Origin of the sequence: Nocardioides asiaticus (genome assembly GCF_040049175.1) — a bacterium.
Classification (GTDB): Bacteria; Actinomycetota; Actinomycetes; order Propionibacteriales; family Nocardioidaceae; genus Nocardioides; species Nocardioides cheoyonin.
On the sequence record NZ_JBDZDM010000005.1, the window covers coordinates 13,781 to 30,673 of the forward strand.

Annotated in this window: 15 protein-coding genes; 7 read left to right on the forward strand and 8 right to left on the reverse strand. The window is 69.6% G+C overall.

Annotated elements, in window-relative coordinates; all coding sequences use genetic code 11:
* Positions 1 to 42 precede the first annotated feature (42 nt).
* The 8 genes from ABLE53_RS17615 to rpmH all read right to left on the reverse strand — a co-directional run bounded on the left by ABLE53_RS17615 (position 43) and on the right by rpmH (position 5,327).
* The gene (locus ABLE53_RS17615) at positions 43 to 1,050 is read right to left on the reverse strand and encodes a ParB/RepB/Spo0J family partition protein (protein WP_348860399.1); all 1,008 of its coding nucleotides are present in this window, start codon (positions 1,048 to 1,050) and stop codon (positions 43 to 45) included.
* The gene (locus ABLE53_RS17620) at positions 1,047 to 1,985 is read right to left on the reverse strand and encodes a ParA family protein (protein WP_348860400.1); all 939 of its coding nucleotides are present in this window, start codon (positions 1,983 to 1,985) and stop codon (positions 1,047 to 1,049) included. The genes ABLE53_RS17615 and ABLE53_RS17620 overlap by 4 nt, the downstream gene beginning before the upstream one ends.
* Before the next feature lie 179 nt (positions 1,986 to 2,164).
* Positions 2,165 to 2,914: a 16S rRNA (guanine(527)-N(7))-methyltransferase RsmG gene (gene rsmG / locus ABLE53_RS17625; protein ID WP_348860401.1), complete on the reverse strand. Its 750-nt coding sequence runs from the start codon at positions 2,912 to 2,914 to the stop codon at positions 2,165 to 2,167.
* Positions 2,915 to 3,021: 107 nt separating this feature from the next.
* Positions 3,022 to 3,519 (reverse strand): Jag family protein, encoded by a 498-nt coding sequence (locus tag ABLE53_RS17630; protein WP_348860402.1) that lies wholly within the window; start codon positions 3,517 to 3,519, stop codon positions 3,022 to 3,024.
* A complete protein-coding gene (yidC, locus tag ABLE53_RS17635; RefSeq protein ID WP_348860403.1) occupies positions 3,516 to 4,535 on the reverse strand; it encodes a membrane protein insertase YidC in 1,020 nt (339 codons plus the stop codon). Before yidC ends, ABLE53_RS17630 begins: the two co-directional genes overlap by 4 nt.
* A 4-nt stretch (positions 4,536 to 4,539) precedes the next feature.
* Positions 4,540 to 4,815, reverse strand: a complete 276-nt coding sequence (yidD, locus tag ABLE53_RS17640) for a membrane protein insertion efficiency factor YidD (protein WP_348860404.1) — start codon at positions 4,813 to 4,815, stop codon at positions 4,540 to 4,542.
* Between the two features lie 12 nt (positions 4,816 to 4,827).
* Complete coding sequence (gene rnpA, locus ABLE53_RS17645; RefSeq protein WP_348860405.1) at positions 4,828 to 5,163, reverse strand: ribonuclease P protein component; 336 nt, start codon at positions 5,161 to 5,163, stop codon at positions 4,828 to 4,830.
* A 26-nt stretch (positions 5,164 to 5,189) separates the two neighbouring features.
* Positions 5,190 to 5,327, reverse strand: coding sequence for a 50S ribosomal protein L34 (rpmH, locus tag ABLE53_RS17650; RefSeq protein WP_348860407.1), 138 nt, complete (start codon positions 5,325 to 5,327; stop codon positions 5,190 to 5,192).
* Between the two features lie 536 nt (positions 5,328 to 5,863).
* Here rpmH and dnaA point away from each other — a divergent pair.
* The 7 genes from dnaA to gyrA all read left to right on the forward strand — a co-directional run bounded on the left by dnaA (position 5,864) and on the right by gyrA (position 16,862).
* Positions 5,864 to 7,399, forward strand: a complete 1,536-nt coding sequence (gene dnaA / locus ABLE53_RS17655; protein WP_348860408.1) for a chromosomal replication initiator protein DnaA — start codon at positions 5,864 to 5,866, stop codon at positions 7,397 to 7,399.
* Positions 7,400 to 7,823: 424 nt separating this feature from the next.
* Positions 7,824 to 8,960: a DNA polymerase III subunit beta gene (dnaN, locus tag ABLE53_RS17660; protein ID WP_348860409.1), complete on the forward strand. Its 1,137-nt coding sequence runs from the start codon at positions 7,824 to 7,826 to the stop codon at positions 8,958 to 8,960.
* Between the two features lie 47 nt (positions 8,961 to 9,007).
* Positions 9,008 to 9,898 carry a phosphogluconate dehydrogenase (NAD(+)-dependent, decarboxylating) gene (gnd, locus tag ABLE53_RS17665; protein WP_348860411.1) on the forward strand — a complete coding sequence of 297 codons (891 nt, stop codon included), beginning with the start codon at positions 9,008 to 9,010 and terminating at the stop codon, positions 9,896 to 9,898.
* 48 nt (positions 9,899 to 9,946) lie between these two features.
* Positions 9,947 to 11,095, forward strand: coding sequence for a DNA replication/repair protein RecF (gene recF / locus ABLE53_RS17670; RefSeq protein WP_348860412.1), 1,149 nt, complete (start codon positions 9,947 to 9,949; stop codon positions 11,093 to 11,095).
* Positions 11,088 to 11,648, forward strand: coding sequence for a DciA family protein (locus ABLE53_RS17675; RefSeq protein WP_348860413.1), 561 nt, complete (start codon positions 11,088 to 11,090; stop codon positions 11,646 to 11,648). Before recF ends, ABLE53_RS17675 begins: the two co-directional genes overlap by 8 nt.
* A gap of 273 nt (positions 11,649 to 11,921) precedes the next feature.
* On the forward strand, positions 11,922 to 14,093 hold the full coding sequence (gyrB, locus tag ABLE53_RS17680) for a DNA topoisomerase (ATP-hydrolyzing) subunit B (protein WP_425474892.1): 2,172 nt from the start codon (positions 11,922 to 11,924) through the stop codon (positions 14,091 to 14,093).
* A gap of 51 nt (positions 14,094 to 14,144) precedes the next feature.
* Positions 14,145 to 16,862, forward strand: coding sequence for a DNA gyrase subunit A (gene gyrA, locus ABLE53_RS17685; protein ID WP_348860414.1), 2,718 nt, complete (start codon positions 14,145 to 14,147; stop codon positions 16,860 to 16,862).
* Positions 16,863 to 16,893 lie beyond the last annotated feature (31 nt).

Consider the following 16,893-nt stretch of genomic DNA (forward strand, 5'->3'; position numbering starts at 1 on the left):
CGTTTTGTCGACAAATCGACTTATCGCTACGTCGATGAGGCGCTAGATCGGCCTGTCGGTACGGTTCCGGGGATCCATGATGTCGACGATCCGGCGCAGGTCCTCGAGCGTCGCGAACTCGACGGTGATCTTGCCCTTGCTCCGGCCGAGATCGACCTTCACCCGGGTGTCGAACCGGTCGGAGAGGCGGTCGGAGATCTCCCTCAGGCCGGGCGCGCTCGGCTTGGGCCGGCTCACCCGCGGGGCGGACTTCTCGTCCGGCTCATCGAGCGCGACGAGCTCCTCGAGCCCGCGCACGCTGATCCCCTCCGCCACCACACGCTGGGCGAGCCTGTCCTGTCGCTCAGGGTCCTCGACCCCGAGCAGCGAGCGGGCGTGGCCGGCCGAGAGCACGCCGGCGGCGACCCGCCGCTGGACGGCCGGGGAGAGCCGCAGCAGGCGCAGGGTGTTGCTGATCTGCGGCCGGGAGCGGCCGATCCTCCCCGCGAGCTCCTCGTGGGTGCAGTCGAAGTCCTCGAGCAGCTGCTGGTAGGCGGCTGCCTCCTCGAGCGGGTTCAGCTGCGAGCGGTGGAGGTTCTCCAGCAGCGCGTCGCGGAGCATCTCCGTGTCGTCGGTCTCCCGCACGATCGCCGGGATCGTCGCAAGGCCGGCCTGCTGGGTCGCGCGCCAGCGGCGCTCGCCCATCACGATCTCGTACGACGCGTCGCCCGTCCGGCGTACGACGATCGGCTGGAGGAGCCCGATCTCCTTCACCGAGTGGACCAGCTCGGCCATCGCCTCCTCGTCGAAGACCTGGCGCGGCTGGGCGTGGTTCGGGCTGATCTGGTCGACCGGGAGCTCGGCGAAGTAGGCGCCGTCGACGGGGGCCAGATCCGGGCTCTCGACCTGGGGGCCGCCCGCCTCGCCGGTGATCCCCGCCTCCACGGACTCGTCGGCGAGGGCGCTGACGGAGAGGTCGGCTCCCCGGTCGCCTTCGTCGACCGGCGGCGCGGTCGGGATCAGCGACCCGAGGCCGCGTCCGAGCCCTCGACGTACGGGTGGCTTGCTCATCGACCGACTCCCCTCGTGGCCAGCTCCTTGGCGGCCTCGAGATAGCTGAGGGCGCCCGGTGAACCGGGATCGTAGGTCATCACCGTCTGGCTGTACGACGGCGCCTCCGAGACGCGCACGGAGCGGGGGATGTAGGTGCGCAGCACCTGGTCCCCGAAGTGCTCGCGCACCTCGTCGGCGACACCGGCGGCCAGGCGCGTGCGGGCGTCGTACATGGTGATGAGGATGCTCGAGACCGCGAGGCCGGGGTTGAGGTGGGCCCGCACCATGTCGACGGTCTTGAGGAGCTGGCCGAGCCCCTCCAGCGCGTAGTACTCGGCCTGGATGGGGATCATCACCTCGGCGCCGGCCACGAGCGCGTTGATGGTGAGCAGGCCGAGCGAGGGTGGGCAGTCGATGATGACGTAGTCCCAGCGCTCCTCGCCGGCGGTGGCCGCGTCGCCGACGCGCGGGTGGTTCCGCAGGGCCTTCTGCAGGCGGGCCTCGCGCGCGACGACGCTGACCAGCTCGATCTCGGCGCCCGCCAGGTCGATGGTGGCCGGTACGACGTCGAGGCCGGGGAGCTCCGGCGCCGACGTCACGACGTCGGCGAGTGGCGTCCCGTCGACGAGGATCTCGTACGTCCCGGGAGTGCCTTGGAGGTGCTCCACGTTGAGGGCGGTCGACGCGTTGCCCTGGGGGTCGAGGTCGATCACCAGCACCCGCTGACCGAGCTGGACCAGGGCCGCGGCGATGTTGACGGTGGACGTCGTCTTCCCCACGCCGCCCTTCTGGTTGGCGGCGACGATGACCCGGGTGGCCTCCGGCCGCTGCATCGGAGGGCGGTTGCTCGCGACCTGCCGGGCGAGCAGGGTGTGTTCGGTGGCCCGGGCGAGCGGCGTCTGCTCGTCGTCGAGGCCTGCGGTGAAGTCGGCGAGGTCTCCGGCCGTCCTCACCGTGAAGCCCGATCCCCGGGTCGATGTTTCACGTGAAACGTCGACCTCCGTGGCCTGGTCGGTCGGGCGAAAGGGTGGGAGATCGTCGTCCTGTGGCATGTCCTCGTCCTGTGGATGAATGGGTCCACTCTGTGGATATTCACGCTCAGCACCGCGGTCCGGAGCGGTGGATAACCCGCTCACCGACGACGCTTCTGCTTGCCCTTCCTCCGCTGGCTGCCACCCTGTCGGGCGCGCGGTTCCGGCGGCACGGCAGACCGCCAATCTACCCGTGACGGATCCGCCCAGGCCACTCGGACCGCCGTGGTTGTGGACTCCAGCAGCCCCTCGCCGAGAACGTGGACGGACGGCTCCGCGCAGCCCATCGCCGTGAGCGTCGAGCGCGCCTCCACGATCTCGTCGCTCACCGACTCGCCCTTCATCGCGAGCAGTGCACCGAACGGGGCCACCAGCGGCATCGACCATGCGAGGAGCTTCGGGAGAGCGGCGACGGCGCGGGAGGTGACGACGTCGAAGGTCCGGACGCCGTGGAGGCTGTCGGCCCGGCCACGGTGGACCTCCAGACCGTCGAGCCCGAGATCGGACCGGATCTCCTCGAGGAACACCGTGCGTCGCAGGAGCGGCTCGACCAGCGTGACGGTCAGGTCGGGTCGGGCCAGCACGAGCACGACTCCTGGCAGGCCGGCCCCGGAGCCCACGTCCGCGACCGTCGCCCCTCGAGGGATGAGGTCACCGAGCAGCGCACAGTTGAGCAGATGCCGGTCCCAGAGCCGCGGAACCTCCCGGGGCCCGATCAGCCCCCGCACCACACCGTCAGCCGCGAGCCGCGCGGCGTACTCCTCGACAAGTGGCAGCCGATCCTCGGGGAACAGGCGTGCCGCCACCGCCGGCACCTCCGGGGCGGGTGACGGGCTCGGCTCGCTGCTCACGCACCGACTGTTTCACGTGAGACCAGCACCCCGGAAATGCAACGCCCCCGCGCCGAGTGGCGCGGGGGGCGACGAACGGTCCTGTCAACGTTTCACGTGAAACAGGCTCACTCCGGGAGTACGACGACGTACCGACGAGGCTCGGCACCCGAAGACTCCGACGTCAGGCCGGCAGCCGCGACCGCGTCATGGACGACCTTCCGCTCGAACGGGGTCATCGGCTTCAGCGACACAGGCTCGCCCGACGCCTTCACCTTCTCGATCGTCTCCTCCGCAAGGGCGATCAGCGACGCGCGCCGATCGGCGCGGAAGCCGGAGATGTCCAGCATCAGCCGTGACCGCTCGCCGGTCTCCCGGTAGACCGCGAGCCGGGTCAGCTCCTGGAGGGCGTCGAGCACCTCGCCGTGCGCGCCGACGAGCTGCTGCAGGTCGGCACCGACGATCGACACGGCCGCGCGGTCGCCCTCGACGTCCATGTCGAGGTCGCCGTCCAGGTCGGCGATGTCGAGGAGCTCCTCGAGGTAGTCGGCGGCGATGTCGCCTTCCTGCTCGAGCTGCTTGAGACGCTGCTCGTCGACCTCGGGCTGGGTGGTCTGCTCCGTCACTTCTTGCCCCTGTTCTTCTGTGGGTTCGGGCGCGACCCGGGATTCGGCCCGGACTTGCGCTGGCTTCTGGTCTGCTTCTTCGGCTGCTGCCGCTGCGCCGGCCGGCGGTCGCGCTGCTCCGTCGAGGAGCCACTGCTGACGTCCGGGTCGACCGCCCCGGCATCCGCGGGGAGCGGCTGGCCGTGCTTCATCGCCTTGGCCCGGTCGCGCTCCTCCTTCGCCTTGAACGCGGGCGTGCCCGGGGCGGGGTTGTTGCGGATCACGTAGAACTGCTGGCACATCGTCCACAGGTTCGAGGCGGTCCAGTAGAGCATCGCCGCGATCGGGAACGCGAGACCGGAGACCGCGAACACGATCGGTAGGACGTAGAGCAGCATCTTCTGCTGCTGGGCGTACTGTCCCGTCATCGCATCCGACGGCATGTTCTTCGCCATCAGCTGCCGCTGCGTGAGGAACGTCGTGGCACACATGGAGACGACGAGCACCGCCGCGAGGATCTTCGGACCCGCGTCGGCCGACCCGGTGAACGTCGCCGAGATCTTGACCCCGAAGATCGCCGCGTCGTGGATGTGGTCGGCGTCGAGCTGCGAGAGGAAGCCCTTCGGCTCGCCGTGGGCGGCGTGGTTGATCAGCCGGAACAGCACCAGGAAGATCGGCATCTGGAGGATGATCGGCAGGCAGGACGCGAACGGATTGGTGCCTGTGTCCTTGTAGAGCTTCATCGTCTCCTCGGCCAGCTTCTGCCGGTCGTGGCCGTACTTCTTCTGCAGCTCCTTCACCTTCGGCTGGATCAGCTGCATGTTGCGGCTCGACTTGATCTGCCGCACGAAGAGCGGGATCAGGAGCGCACGGATGGTGATCGTCAGGCCGATGATGGCCAGCACCCACGACCAACCGTTGGACGCGGGGATCTGGAAGACGCCCGTGAAGAGCTTGTGCCAGACCAGCATGACGCCGGAGATGGCGTAGTACAGCGGTGTCGCGATCCAGCCGAACAGATCGCCGATGGATCCCACGGAATCAAGCTCCTCGAGTCGGGGTGCCCGCGCTGAGGCGGGCGGGACGGTGATGATGGCGGACGGCACGCTCCGGCACCGGGTCGAAGCCACCGGCCGCCCACGGATGGCAGCGGGCCAGGCGGCGTACGGCGAGCCACGAACCCCTCAGGGCACCGTGCTCACGGACGGCGTCGAGCGCGTACGCCGAGCATGACGGGTAGTAGCGACACACGTCGCCGTAGAGCGGGCTGATGAGGGTCCGGTAGAGCCTCAGCAGGCCGATGAGCAGGTACTTCATGACAGTCGGCCTTCAGGGGAGCACACGAGAGAGGCAACGGTGCAGCTCGGCCCCGAGTTCCGCCGAGGAGAGCGCGGCGGCGTCGGGAAGTGCTCGGACCACAAGCACAGCAGAGCCCGGGAGCTCCGTCAGGAACTCCCGGGCCAGGTGGCGCAGTCGGCGCTTCACACGATTCCGGACGACAGCTGAGCCGACGGCCTTGCTCACCACGAAGCCCACCCGCGGCGGGCCGGAGGAATCTCCGGCCAGCAGATGGACCACCAGGCTGCGAGAGCCGGCGCGCCGCCCCCGGCGTACCGCTGACCGGAACGTCTCCGAGTCGGTCAGCCGGTTACTGCGCGGTAACAACGCAGCTGGTGAGCCGTGGCCGGACGTCAGACGCTCAGGCTCTTGCGGCCCTTGCGACGGCGCCCGGACAGAATGGCGCGGCCGGCGCGGGTGCGCATGCGCAGGCGGAAACCGTGCACCTTGTGGCGACGACGGTTGTTCGGCTGGTACGTACGCTTGCTCACGAGTCTTCCTTCGGTGTCTGACAGGCCCCCAGGGACCTTCGATGGGCGTGTCGCCCCGGCTTCTCGGGCGTGCCGTGCTGGACTTCGGCAGGCACCGCCCGTCCGCGCCGGAGTGCCGACCTCGAGGGCCGGACGGGCGTGGACATGCGGCACCGGTCGACCCGGCGACCTCCAAACGGTACGCGTTGCGCGAAGACAGGGTCAAACCCTCGCGACCCCCTCCTCCGGGCGTGTCTTCGAAGCCTGTGGATGACGGGTTGCTCCGAGCCCGCGCGTGACGTTAAGTTCGACGGACACCGAGGTTCCCTGCATCCCGCCAGGAGCCGTCGGCCGTCACGGGGGGACGGAGTTTCCGAACCGTATCGATTTCGGTTCTGACCTGCCAAAACGGTCGTAAGGATCACTGTGGCGGGGTGTCTCGGCGGGCCCTTCTTTCGTGGAAGAGGCCCCGCTTCACAACTTGTGGACAAAGTTGTGGAGGAGTTACACCCGACAGCCCGAAGACCGACGAGCCCCCACAGGGAAGGCAGGCATCCGTGGACAGTTCCAGCACAGGACCACAGGACAACGGCTCGACGGGCGGGACGGCCACCGATCTCGGGGGCGCCTGGCACGCCGTCGTCGGAGATCTCCCGCCGAACCAGCGTGCGTGGCTCCGGGCGAGCGAGCCCGTGACGCTGCACGGCAACACGGCGATCGTCGCCGTGCCCAACGACTTCACCCGCAACCAGCTCGAGGGCCGGCTCCGACCCGGGCTCGAGGACGCCCTCACCGTGCGCTTCGGGCGCGACATCCGGATCGCCGTGACCGTCAACCCCGAGCTCGAGGTCGACCTCTCGACCGTCTCGACCCCGCCGACGTCCTACACCCCGGAGCCGCCGGAGCCCCGCCACGACGGCGACATGTCGACAAACCGGCAGATCCCCCAGGACCCGCCGGACTACCTCCCGAGCGGCGGCCCGACCCGCGTCGGTCCCAACGGCCACGCCGCCAACGGCCACGGAGACCCCAGCCCGGTGACCCCCCCGACGCTCGAGACCCGGCTCAACCCGAAGTACACCTTCGAGACCTTCGTCATCGGCTCGTCCAACCGGTTCCCGCACGCCGCGGCGGTCGCCGTGAGCGAGGCACCGGGCAAGGCCTACAACCCGCTGCTCGTCTACGGCGAGTCAGGGCTGGGCAAGACCCACCTGCTGCACGCCATCGGCCACTACGTCCGCAGCCTCTACACCGGCGCGAAGGTCCGCTACGTGAGCTCGGAGGAGTTCACCAACGAGTTCATCAACGCGATCCGCGACGACCGGCAGGATCGGTTCAAGCGCCGCTACCGCGACGTCGACGTGCTGCTGATCGACGACATCCAGTTCCTGGAGGGCAAGACCCAGACCCAGGAGGAGTTCTTCCACACCTTCAACACCCTCCACAACGCCAACAAGCAGATCGTGCTCACCTCCGACCGCGCCCCGAAGCGGCTCGAGGCCCTCGAGGACCGGCTGCGCAACCGGTTCGAGTGGGGGCTCATCACCGACGTGCAGCCGCCGGACGTCGAGACCCGGATCGCGATCCTCCGCAAGAAGGCGGCGATGGAGCGGCTCACCGCGCCGCCGGACGTGCTCGAGTTCATCGCGAGCAAGATCCAGACCAACATCCGTGAACTCGAGGGCGCGCTGATCCGCGTGACGGCCTTCGCCAACCTCAATCGCCAGGAGGTCGACATGACCCTGGCCGAGATCGTCCTCAAGGACCTCATCCCCGAGGGCGGCGAGCCCGAGATCACCGCCGGCCTGATCATCGCCCAGACCGCGGCGTACTTCGGGCTGACGATCGAGGAGCTCACGGGGCCGAGCCGCGGCCGTCACCTCGTGATGGCGCGACAGATCGCGATGTACCTCTGCCGCGAGCTCACCGAGCTGTCGCTGCCGAAGATCGGCGCACAGTTCGGCAAGCGCGACCACACGACGGTGATGTACGCCGAGCGGAAGATCAACCAGCTGCTCGCCGAGCGCCGCGCCGTCTTCAACCAGGTCAGCGAGCTCACTAACCGGGTCAAGATGCAGGCCCGGCAGGGCTGACCCACCCGACGTACGTCGACTTCTGTGATCCCCGTCCTGTGGAGAACTGCGGGCCGAGGGTGAGAACTACACGGGGAGGATCTGTGGAGGTCCCGTCGATCCGGCAACAGCGGCCCGGCGGCGTGCACAGCGAGGCTTGTGGTTCCACCGCCGCGTCCACACCCCTTGTGTACGCCGAAATCGCAGCACGACCTGCGACGATGCCGGCTCTCCACAGTTTCCACCGACGCTCTTACACCCCCTGGACCACACACTGCTCGATCGATCGTGTAACTCCTCCCCGGCCCCGGCCTGGGGATGAACCACACAAGATCACGACGCACCTCCCCGGCCCTGCCCATGCCGTGGAGGTCCGTGGCAGGATTCATGTCCCAGGACTCATGTCGTCGGGCCGAGTCATCTGAGAAGCGAAGGACAGGTCATCGTGAAGTTCCGCGTCGACCGCGACGTGTTCGCGGATGCCGTCGCCTGGGCTGCCCGCAGCCTCCCGGTCCGCCCGAGCACGCCGGTGCTGTCGGGTCTGCTGATCGAGGCGAGCGACGAGGGGCTGGTCCTCTCGACGTTCGACTACGAGACCTCGGCCCGTGCGACGCTGTCGGCGGAGGTCGCCGACGAGGGCAAGGCCCTGGTCAGCGGCCGGCTCCTGGCCGACATCTGCCGCAGCCTGCCGGCCAAGCCGGTGGAGATGGTGATCGACGGTGCCCGGGTCTCGCTGACCTGCGGCTCGGCGCGGTTCAGCCTCCAGACGATGCCGGTCGAGGACTACCCCACGCTCCCGGAGATGCCGACCGCCGCCGGCACGGTGAAGTCCGAGCTGTTCGCCCACGCCGTCGCCCAGGCGGTCACCGCCGCCGGCCGCGACGACATGCTGCCCGTCCTGACCGGCGTACGCCTCGAGATCGAGGGCTCGACCATCTCGCTTCTCGCCACCGACCGGTTCCGGCTCTCCCACCGCGAGCTCGAGTGGGACCCACGGACCCCCGACGAGTCGCTCGCCGCGCTGGTGCCGGCGAAGGTGCTCGGTGACACCGCTAAGTCGCTGACCAGCGGGAGCGAGGTCACCATCGCGCTCTCCACCGGCGGCACGGGCGAGGGGATCATCGGCTTCGAGGGCGCGGCCGCCGGCGGCGTACGCCGTACCACCACGCGCCTCCTCGACGGCGAGTTCCCCAAGGTCCGCAGCCTCTTCCCCAACGAGCACAACACCACCGCGCTCGTGGACAAGGCCGCGCTCATCGAGTCGGTCAAGCGCGTCGCGCTCGTCGCGGAGCGCAACACCGCCGTCCAGCTCGCCTTCTCCGATGGGGTCATCACCCTCGACGCCGGCTCGGGCGACGAGGCCCAGGCCTCGGAGTCGATCGAGGCGACCATCGACGGCGACGACCTCACGACCGGCTTCAACCCTCAGTTCCTGCTCGACGGCCTGACCGCGATCGACGAGCCCGTCGTCGAGCTCGCCTTCACCCAGCCGTCGAAGCCCGTGGTGATCACGGGCAAGGCCGACGGCGGCGAGGATCCGGGCTTCCGTTACCTCCTCATGCCCCGCCGTCTGCTTTCCTGACCGCTACTCGACACGGCACCGACCCCAACCCCGAAGAGGATCGCTCCATGGACATCGGACTCGTCGGCCTCGGCAAGATGGGCGGCAACATGCGCACCCGGCTGCGCAACGCCGGCCACACCGTCGTCGGCTACGACCGCAACCCGGAGATCTCCGACGTCAGCTCGCTCGAGGAGATGGTGGCGAAGCTGCCCTCGCCGAAGGTCGTGTGGGTGATGGTGCCGGCCGGTGACCCGACCCACTCCACCATCGAGGCGCTCAAGGCGCTGCTCGGCGAGGGCGACCTGGTGGTCGACGGCGGCAACTCAAAGTACACCGACGACGCCGTCAACGCCGCCAGCCTCGCCGAGAAGGGGATCGGCTTCGTCGACTGCGGGGTCTCCGGCGGTGTCTGGGGGCTGCAGAACGGCTACGCCCTCATGTACGGCGGCAGCGAGGAGGACGCGGCCAAGGTGATGCCGGCCTTCGAGGCACTCAAGCCCGCCGGCACGCCCGACGGCCTCGTGCACTGCGGCCCCACCCCCGGCGCGGGCCACTTCTCGAAGATGGTCCACAACGGCATCGAGTACGCCATGATGCAGGCGTACGCCGAGGGCTGGGAGCTCCTCGAGAAGGTCGACATCGTGGAGAACGTCCCGGAGATCTTCGCCTCCTGGCGCACCGGCACCGTCGTCCGCTCGTGGCTCCTCGACCTGCTGGTCGACCAGATCCGGGCCGACGAGCACCTCGAGAAGATCCGCGGCTACGCCGAGGACTCCGGCGAGGGCCGGTGGACCGTCGAGGCGGCGATCGAGAACGCCGTGCCGATGCCGGCGATCTCGGCCAGCCTGTTCCAGCGGTTCGTCTCGCGCCAGGACGACGACGTCGCGATGAAGGCGATCGCCGCGATGCGCAACGGCTTCGGTGGCCACGCCGTCATCTCCGAGTCGGAGGCCTGACGGGCGGGCGACCGGGCCCGGTCCGCGTCGTACGTCTGGGGAGGTGACATGTACGTCTCGCACCTCTCGCTCCACGACTTCCGGTCGTACGCCGTCGCGGAGGTGCCCCTCGACGCCGGTGTGACCGCGTTCCTCGGCCGCAACGGGCAGGGCAAGACCAACCTGGTCGAGGCGGTCGACTACCTGTCGCGGCTGCAGTCCCACCGGGTCGCCACCGACGCCCCGCTCGTCCGCTCCGGGGCGGACCAGGCGGTGGTGCGGGCCGCCGTGGTGAAGGACGGCCGGACCGCTGTGCTCGAGGTGGAGATCAACGCCGGCCGCGCCAACCGCGCCCGCGTCAACCGGTCCCCGCTCCCCCGGACCCGCGACCTCGTCGGCCTCGTCCGCACCGTCGTCTTCTCCCCCGAGGACCTCGCGCTGGTGAAGGGCGACCCCTCGGAGCGGCGGAGGTTCCTCGACGACCTGATGGTCCTGCGCGCGCCGCGGCTGGCCGGCGTACGCTCCGACTACGACCGGGTCCTCAAGCAGCGCAACTCGCTGCTGAAGACCGCCGGGCTGGCCCGCGGCACCGCGCGGGACGGGGCGCTCGCGACCCTGTCGGTCTGGGACGACCACCTCGCGCGCACCGGGGCCGAGATCCTTGCCGAGCGGCTCGTCCTGGTCGACGCGCTCCGGCCCTACGTCGGCAAGGCGTACGAGACGGTCGCGCGCGGCGCGACCCGCGACGACGCGGAGATCGACTACAAGCCGTCCTTCGACCTCGGTGGCGCGACCGAGCGCCGGGAGATCGCCGAGGCGATCCTCGCCGAGGTCGGGCGCCGGCAGCGCGACGAGCTCGACCGCGGGGTGTCGCTCGTCGGCCCGCACCGTGACGACCTGGTGCTCTCGCTCGGCCACGGGCCGGGCGAGGAACGCCTCCCGGTGAAGGGCTACGCCAGCCACGGGGAGTCCTGGTCGTTCGCGCTGGCGCTTCGGCTGGCGTCGTACGACCTGCTCCGGGCCGACGGCGACGACCCCATCCTCGTCCTGGACGACGTCTTCGCCGAGCTGGACGCCGGCCGGAGGCAGCAGCTGGCCGAGCTGGTGTCCGGTGCCGAGCAGGTGCTGGTCACGGCGGCGGTGCCGGAGGACGTGCCCGAGGCGCTCATCGGGGCGAGGTACCGCGTCGGCGACGGGGAGGTGGTCCGGGATGAGTGAGGACGAGGGCCCCGAGGCCGGGTCGGCCGGGGACGCCGCCGAGGGGGACGAGACGCAGAAGTCGGACGGGCTCGACCTCGCCCGCGCGCTCACCCGCGCGACGGCGAAGGCCCCGGCGCCGAAGGCCCAGCCGGCGCGGAGGAAGAGCCGGGACGCCCCGCGCCGCGGCCGCGTGAGCGGCGCGCGACCCGACGACCGCGACCCGCAGACCCTCGAGACCACGCTCGGCCGGCTCGTCGACGACCACGGCTGGGATCTCTCGCTCCGCGTCCACGGCGTGTTCGGCCGCTGGGAGGAGCTGGTCGGGGAGGAGGTCGCGCAGCACTGCACCCCGGAGAGCTTCGCCGACGGACGCCTCGTCGTACGCACCGACTCGACCGCCTGGGCGACCCAGCTGCGGCTCCTCTCCCCGGCGCTCGTACGCCGGCTCAACGAGGAGCTCGGCCACGGGACGGTCGTCCTGATCGAGGTGCTCGGCCCGCACGGACCGTCCTGGAAGAAGGGCCGCCGGTCGGTCCGCGGTGGCCGCGGGCCGCGCGACACCTACGGCTGACGACGGCCGCAGGACCGGCCCAGGAAACGGGCCCGTTACGGCCCCGGATCTGCCGCATCGTCTGCCGCCCGGACGTACAGGGACCCAGCGACCGCCCTGCCAAGCGCTCAGAAGTGGCCTGAAAAAGCGCAGACGGGCCAATCTCATCCACAGATGGACCCCCGGCGAAGCGGCGTACGTGGAATACGGTCCTCCACGGGGTATCATGGACGTCGGGTCGACCCACCAGCTTCGCGGTCGGCCCTCTTCATGCCAGCCCTTCAAAGAAGGTGGATGCCACCGGTGAGCTCCGCGGACGAGACGACTCCCCAGCCGGACGACAATGAGCAGCAGCCGACTGCTCCCACTCCCCCCAACGGAGTGGAGTACGACGCCTCCGCGATCCAGGTGCTGGAGGGCCTCGAAGCGGTCCGCAAGCGTCCCGGGATGTACATCGGGTCCACCGGCGCCCGCGGCCTCCACCACCTCATCTGGGAGATCGTCGACAACGCGGTCGACGAGGCGCTCGCCGGCTACTGCGACCGCATCGTCGTGACCCTCAAGGAGGACGGCTCCGTCCGGGTCGTCGACAACGGCCGCGGCATCCCGACCGACACCGCCCCCGGCCAGGAGGTGCCGGCCGCGACCCTCGCGCTGACCGTGCTCCACGCGGGCGGCAAGTTCGGTGGCGGCGGCTACAAGGTCTCCGGTGGCCTGCACGGCGTCGGCGTCTCGGTGGTCAACGCGCTCTCCAGCAAGCTGATCCTCGAGGTCAAGAATCGCGGCCACCTCTGGAAGCAGACCTTCACCTACGGCGTCCCGGACGGCCCCCTCGAGGCCGTCCGCGAGCTCGAGCCGGGCGAGCGCACCGGCACGGCCGAGACCTGGTTCGCCTCGACCGAGATCTTCGACACCGTCGAGTACGACCTCGAGACGATCACGAGCCGGTTCCGGGAGTACGCCTTCCTCAACAAGGGTCTCGAGATCGTCCTGCGCGACGAGCGCCCGAAGGCGATCGAGGTCGCGGACGCGGTCGACGTCGAGCCCGCCGACGGTGTCGGCGAGGGCGCGGAGATCGCCGCCGGCGTGGCCGACACCGAGGAGAAGGCCGCCGCCGACGCGGAGATGGGCACCGAGAAGGGTGCCGAGCGGCAGTTCGAGCAGATCTTCAAGTACGACCGCGGCCTGGTCGACTACGTCGAGTACATCAACCGCAAGAAGGTCCCGGCCAACCCGACGATCATCGACTTCGAGGCCTCGACGGGTGAGGACGTCCCGAACCCGATGAGCGTCGAGATCGCGATGCAGTGGAACACGTCGTACTCCGAGTCGGTCCACACCTTCGCCAACGCCGTGAACACCCCCGGCGGCGGCACCCACGAGGAGGGCTTCCGCGCCGCGCTCACCACCCTGGTCAACAGGTGGGGCGAGGAGTGGGGCCTGATCAAGAAGAAGGAGGACCGCCTCACCGGGGACGACATCCGCGAGGGCCTCACCGCGATCATCTCGGTCAAGATCTACGAGCCGCAGTTCGAGGGCCAGACCAAGGACAAGCTCGGCAACACCGAGGTCAAGGGCTTCGTCCAGAGCGTCGTCAACGAGCAGCTCGGCGATTGGCTCGAGAAGAACCCCGCCGAGGGCAAGGAGATCATCCGCAAGGCCCAGGCTGCGGCGACCGCCCGGATCGCCGCGCGCAAGGCCCGCGACCTGGCCCGCAACCGCAAGGGCCTGCTCGGCGGCGGCGGCCTGCCCGGCAAGCTGGCCGACTGTCAGTCCACGGACCCGGCCGAGTGCGAGATCTTCATCGTCGAGGGCGACTCGGCCGGCGGCTCGGCGAAGTCCGGCCGCGACCCGCGCATCCAGGCGATCCTGCCGATCCGGGGCAAGATCCTCAACGTCGAGAAGGCCAGGCTCGACAAGGTGCTCGCCAACCAGGAGGTCCAGGCGATCATCTCGGCGCTCGGCACCGGCGTCCACGAGGACTTCAACCTCGAGAAGCTGCGCTACCACAAGATCGTGCTGATGGCCGACGCCGACGTCGACGGTCACCACATCAACACCCTGCTGCTGACGCTGCTGTTCAGGTTCATGAAGCCGCTCATCGAGAACGGCTACGTCTACCTTGCCCAGCCGCCGCTCTACCGGCTGCGGTGGAACAAGCCCCACGAGCACGAGTTCGTCTACTCCGACGCCGAGCGCGACGCCCTCATGCGCGACGGCCTGGCCCAGGGCAAGAAGCTGCCCAAGGAGAACCCCGTGCAGCGCTACAAGGGCCTCGGCGAGATGAACGCCGACGAGCTGTGGGAGACCACCATGGACCCGACCCAGCGGCTGATGCTCCAGGTGACCCTGGACGACGCCGCGCACGCCGACGAGATCTTCTCGATCCTCATGGGCGAGGACGTCGACCAGCGCCGCTCCTTCATCCAGCGCAACGCCAAGGACGTCCGATTCCTCGATATCTGAGTCTCTAGCTCAGACCCTAGACATCGATAGACACACGCAGAGAGAGCAATCGTGACCGATACACCGATCGAGGGCCCCGCCGGCCGGATCGAGGCCATCGAGCTTCAGACCTCGATGCAGCGCAGCTACATCGACTACGCGATGGCCGTCATCGTGGGGCGCGCCCTGCCCGACGTACGCGATGGTCTGAAGCCGGTGCACAGGCGCGTCCTCTACGCGATGTTCGACGGGGGCTATCGCCCGGACCGCGGCTTCTCCAAGTGCAGCCGTGTCGTCGGCGACGTCATGGGTCAGTACCACCCCCACGGTGACTCGGCCATCTACGACACCCTCGTCCGCCTCGCGCAGACCTGGGTGATGCGCTACCCGCTGATCAACGGCCAGGGCAACTTCGGCTCCCCGGGCAATGACCCGGCCGCGGCGATGCGATACACCGAGTGCCGTCTGGCCGCGCTGGCCATGGAGATGGTCCGCGAGATCGACGAGGACACCGTCGACTTCGGGCCGAACTACGACGGCCGCTCGCAGGAGCCGGCGATCCTGCCCAGCCGCTTCCCCAACCTCCTCGTCAACGGCAGCGCCGGCATCGCGGTCGGTATGGCGACCAACATCCCGCCGCACAACCTGCGCGAGGTCGCCGACGGTGCGAAGTGGGCGCTCGAGCACCCCGAGGCCACCCGGGAGGAGCTCCAGGACGCCCTCGTCGAGCGGATCAAGGGCCCCGACTTCCCCAACGGCGCGCTCATCGCCGGCCACGCCGGGATCGAGCAGGCCTACCGCACCGGGCGCGGCTCCATCACCCAGCGTGCGGTGATCGAGGTCGACGAGGACAGCAAGGGCCGTACGAACCTCGTCATCACCGAGCTGCCCTACATGGTCAACCCCGACAACCTGGCGCTCAAGATCGCCGAGCTGGCCGACAGCGGCAGGGTCCAGGGCATCGCCGACGTGCGCGACGACACCAGCTCGCGGACCGGGCAGCGGCTCGTCGTCGTCCTCAAGCGGGACGCGGTCGCGCGGGTCGTGCTCAACAACCTGCTCAAGCACACCGAGCTGCAGACCAACTTCTCCGCCAACATGCTCGCGCTCGTCGACGGCGTACCGCGGACGCTGACCATCGACCAGTTCGTCAGCAACTGGGTCCAGCACCAGATCGACGTCATCCGGCGTCGTACGGAGTACCGCCTGCGCAAGGCCGAGGAGCGGGCCCACATCTTCCGCGGCCTCGCCAAGGCGCTCGACATGCTCGACGAGGTCATCGCCCTCATCCGGCGCTCGCCCGAGGTCGACGACGCCCGCCAGGGCCTGATCGCGCTGCTCGACATCGACGAGATCCAGGCCAACGCGATCCTCGACATGCAGCTGCGCCGCCTCGCCGCCCTCGAGCGCCAGAAGATCATCGACGAGCTGGCCGAGATCGAGCGCCAGATCGCCGACTACGAGGACATCCTCGCCCGGCCCGAGCGGCAGCGCTCGATCGTCGGCGAGGAGCTCGACGAGATCGTGGAGAAGTACGGCGACGAGCGGCGTACCCAGATCATCGCCGCCGACGGCGACCTCTCGATGGAGGACCTCATCCCCGACGAGGACCTCGTCGTCTCCATCACCCGCGGCGGCTACGCCAAGCGCACGCGGGCCGACCAGTACCGCACGCAGAAGCGCGGCGGCAAGGGCGTCCGCGGCGCCACGCTGAAGGGCGACGACGTCGTCGACCACTTCATCGCGACGACCAACCACCACTGGCTGCTGTTCTTCACCACGGCCGGCCGCGTCTACCGCACCAAGGCCTACAACCTGCCCGAGGCCTCGCGCGACGCCAAGGGCGGCCACGTCGCCGGGCTGCTCTCGTTCCAGCCAGACGAGCGGATCGCCCAGGTGCTCGCCATCCGCGACTACGACCAGGCGCCGTACCTCGTCCTCGCCACCCGGGCCGGGCTGGTGAAGAAGACCCGCCTCGCCGACTACAACAGCCCGCGCCAGGCCGGCGTCATCGCGATCAACTTCCGCGAGGACGACGACGAACTCATCGGCGCCGAGCTGGTCAACGCCGAGGACGACATCCTGCTGGTCTCCCACAAGGGCCAGGCGATCAGGTTCCGCGCCGACGACACCCAGCTGCGGCCGATGGGCCGCGCCACGTCGGGCGTGACGGGCATGAAGTTCCGCGACGGCGACTCGCTGCTGTCGATGTCGGTCATCCGCGCCGCGCAGGTCGCGGCGGAGGTGGCCGCCGGCCTCAGCGAGGCCACCGAGGACAACGCCGACGTCGAGGTCTCGGCCGAGGAGGTCGAGGAGGTGAAGCAGCAGTACGTCTTCACCATCACCGACGGCGGCTACGCCAAGCGGACCCGGATCAGTGAGTACCGCCTGCAGTCGCGCGGCGGCATCGGGATCAAGGCGATGTCGCTGACCAACGAGGACCGCGGCGGACTCGTCGGGGCCTTCATCGTCGAGGACGGCGACGAGATCCTCTCGATCACCACCGACGGCCAAGTGGTCCGCAGCCCGATCAACGACGACTTCCGGCCGACCGGCCGCTCCACCATGGGCGTGCGGTTCGTGAGCCCCCGGACGGGTGCCTCGGTGGCCGTCGTGGCCCGCTCGGTGGAGGCCAAGGAGGACGCAGAGGCCGAGGCGGTTGCCGCTGCCGATGAATCCGCGGATGGGACTCCGCTGGACTCGGATGCAACAATCGAGGCCGAAGGCGTGTCCACCGAGAGTTCCGAGGATGCGTCGAACGAGCCGACGAGCGATGGAGATGACGCCTGATGACGGATCGCCCTGCCGAGCGCGCCGCGGC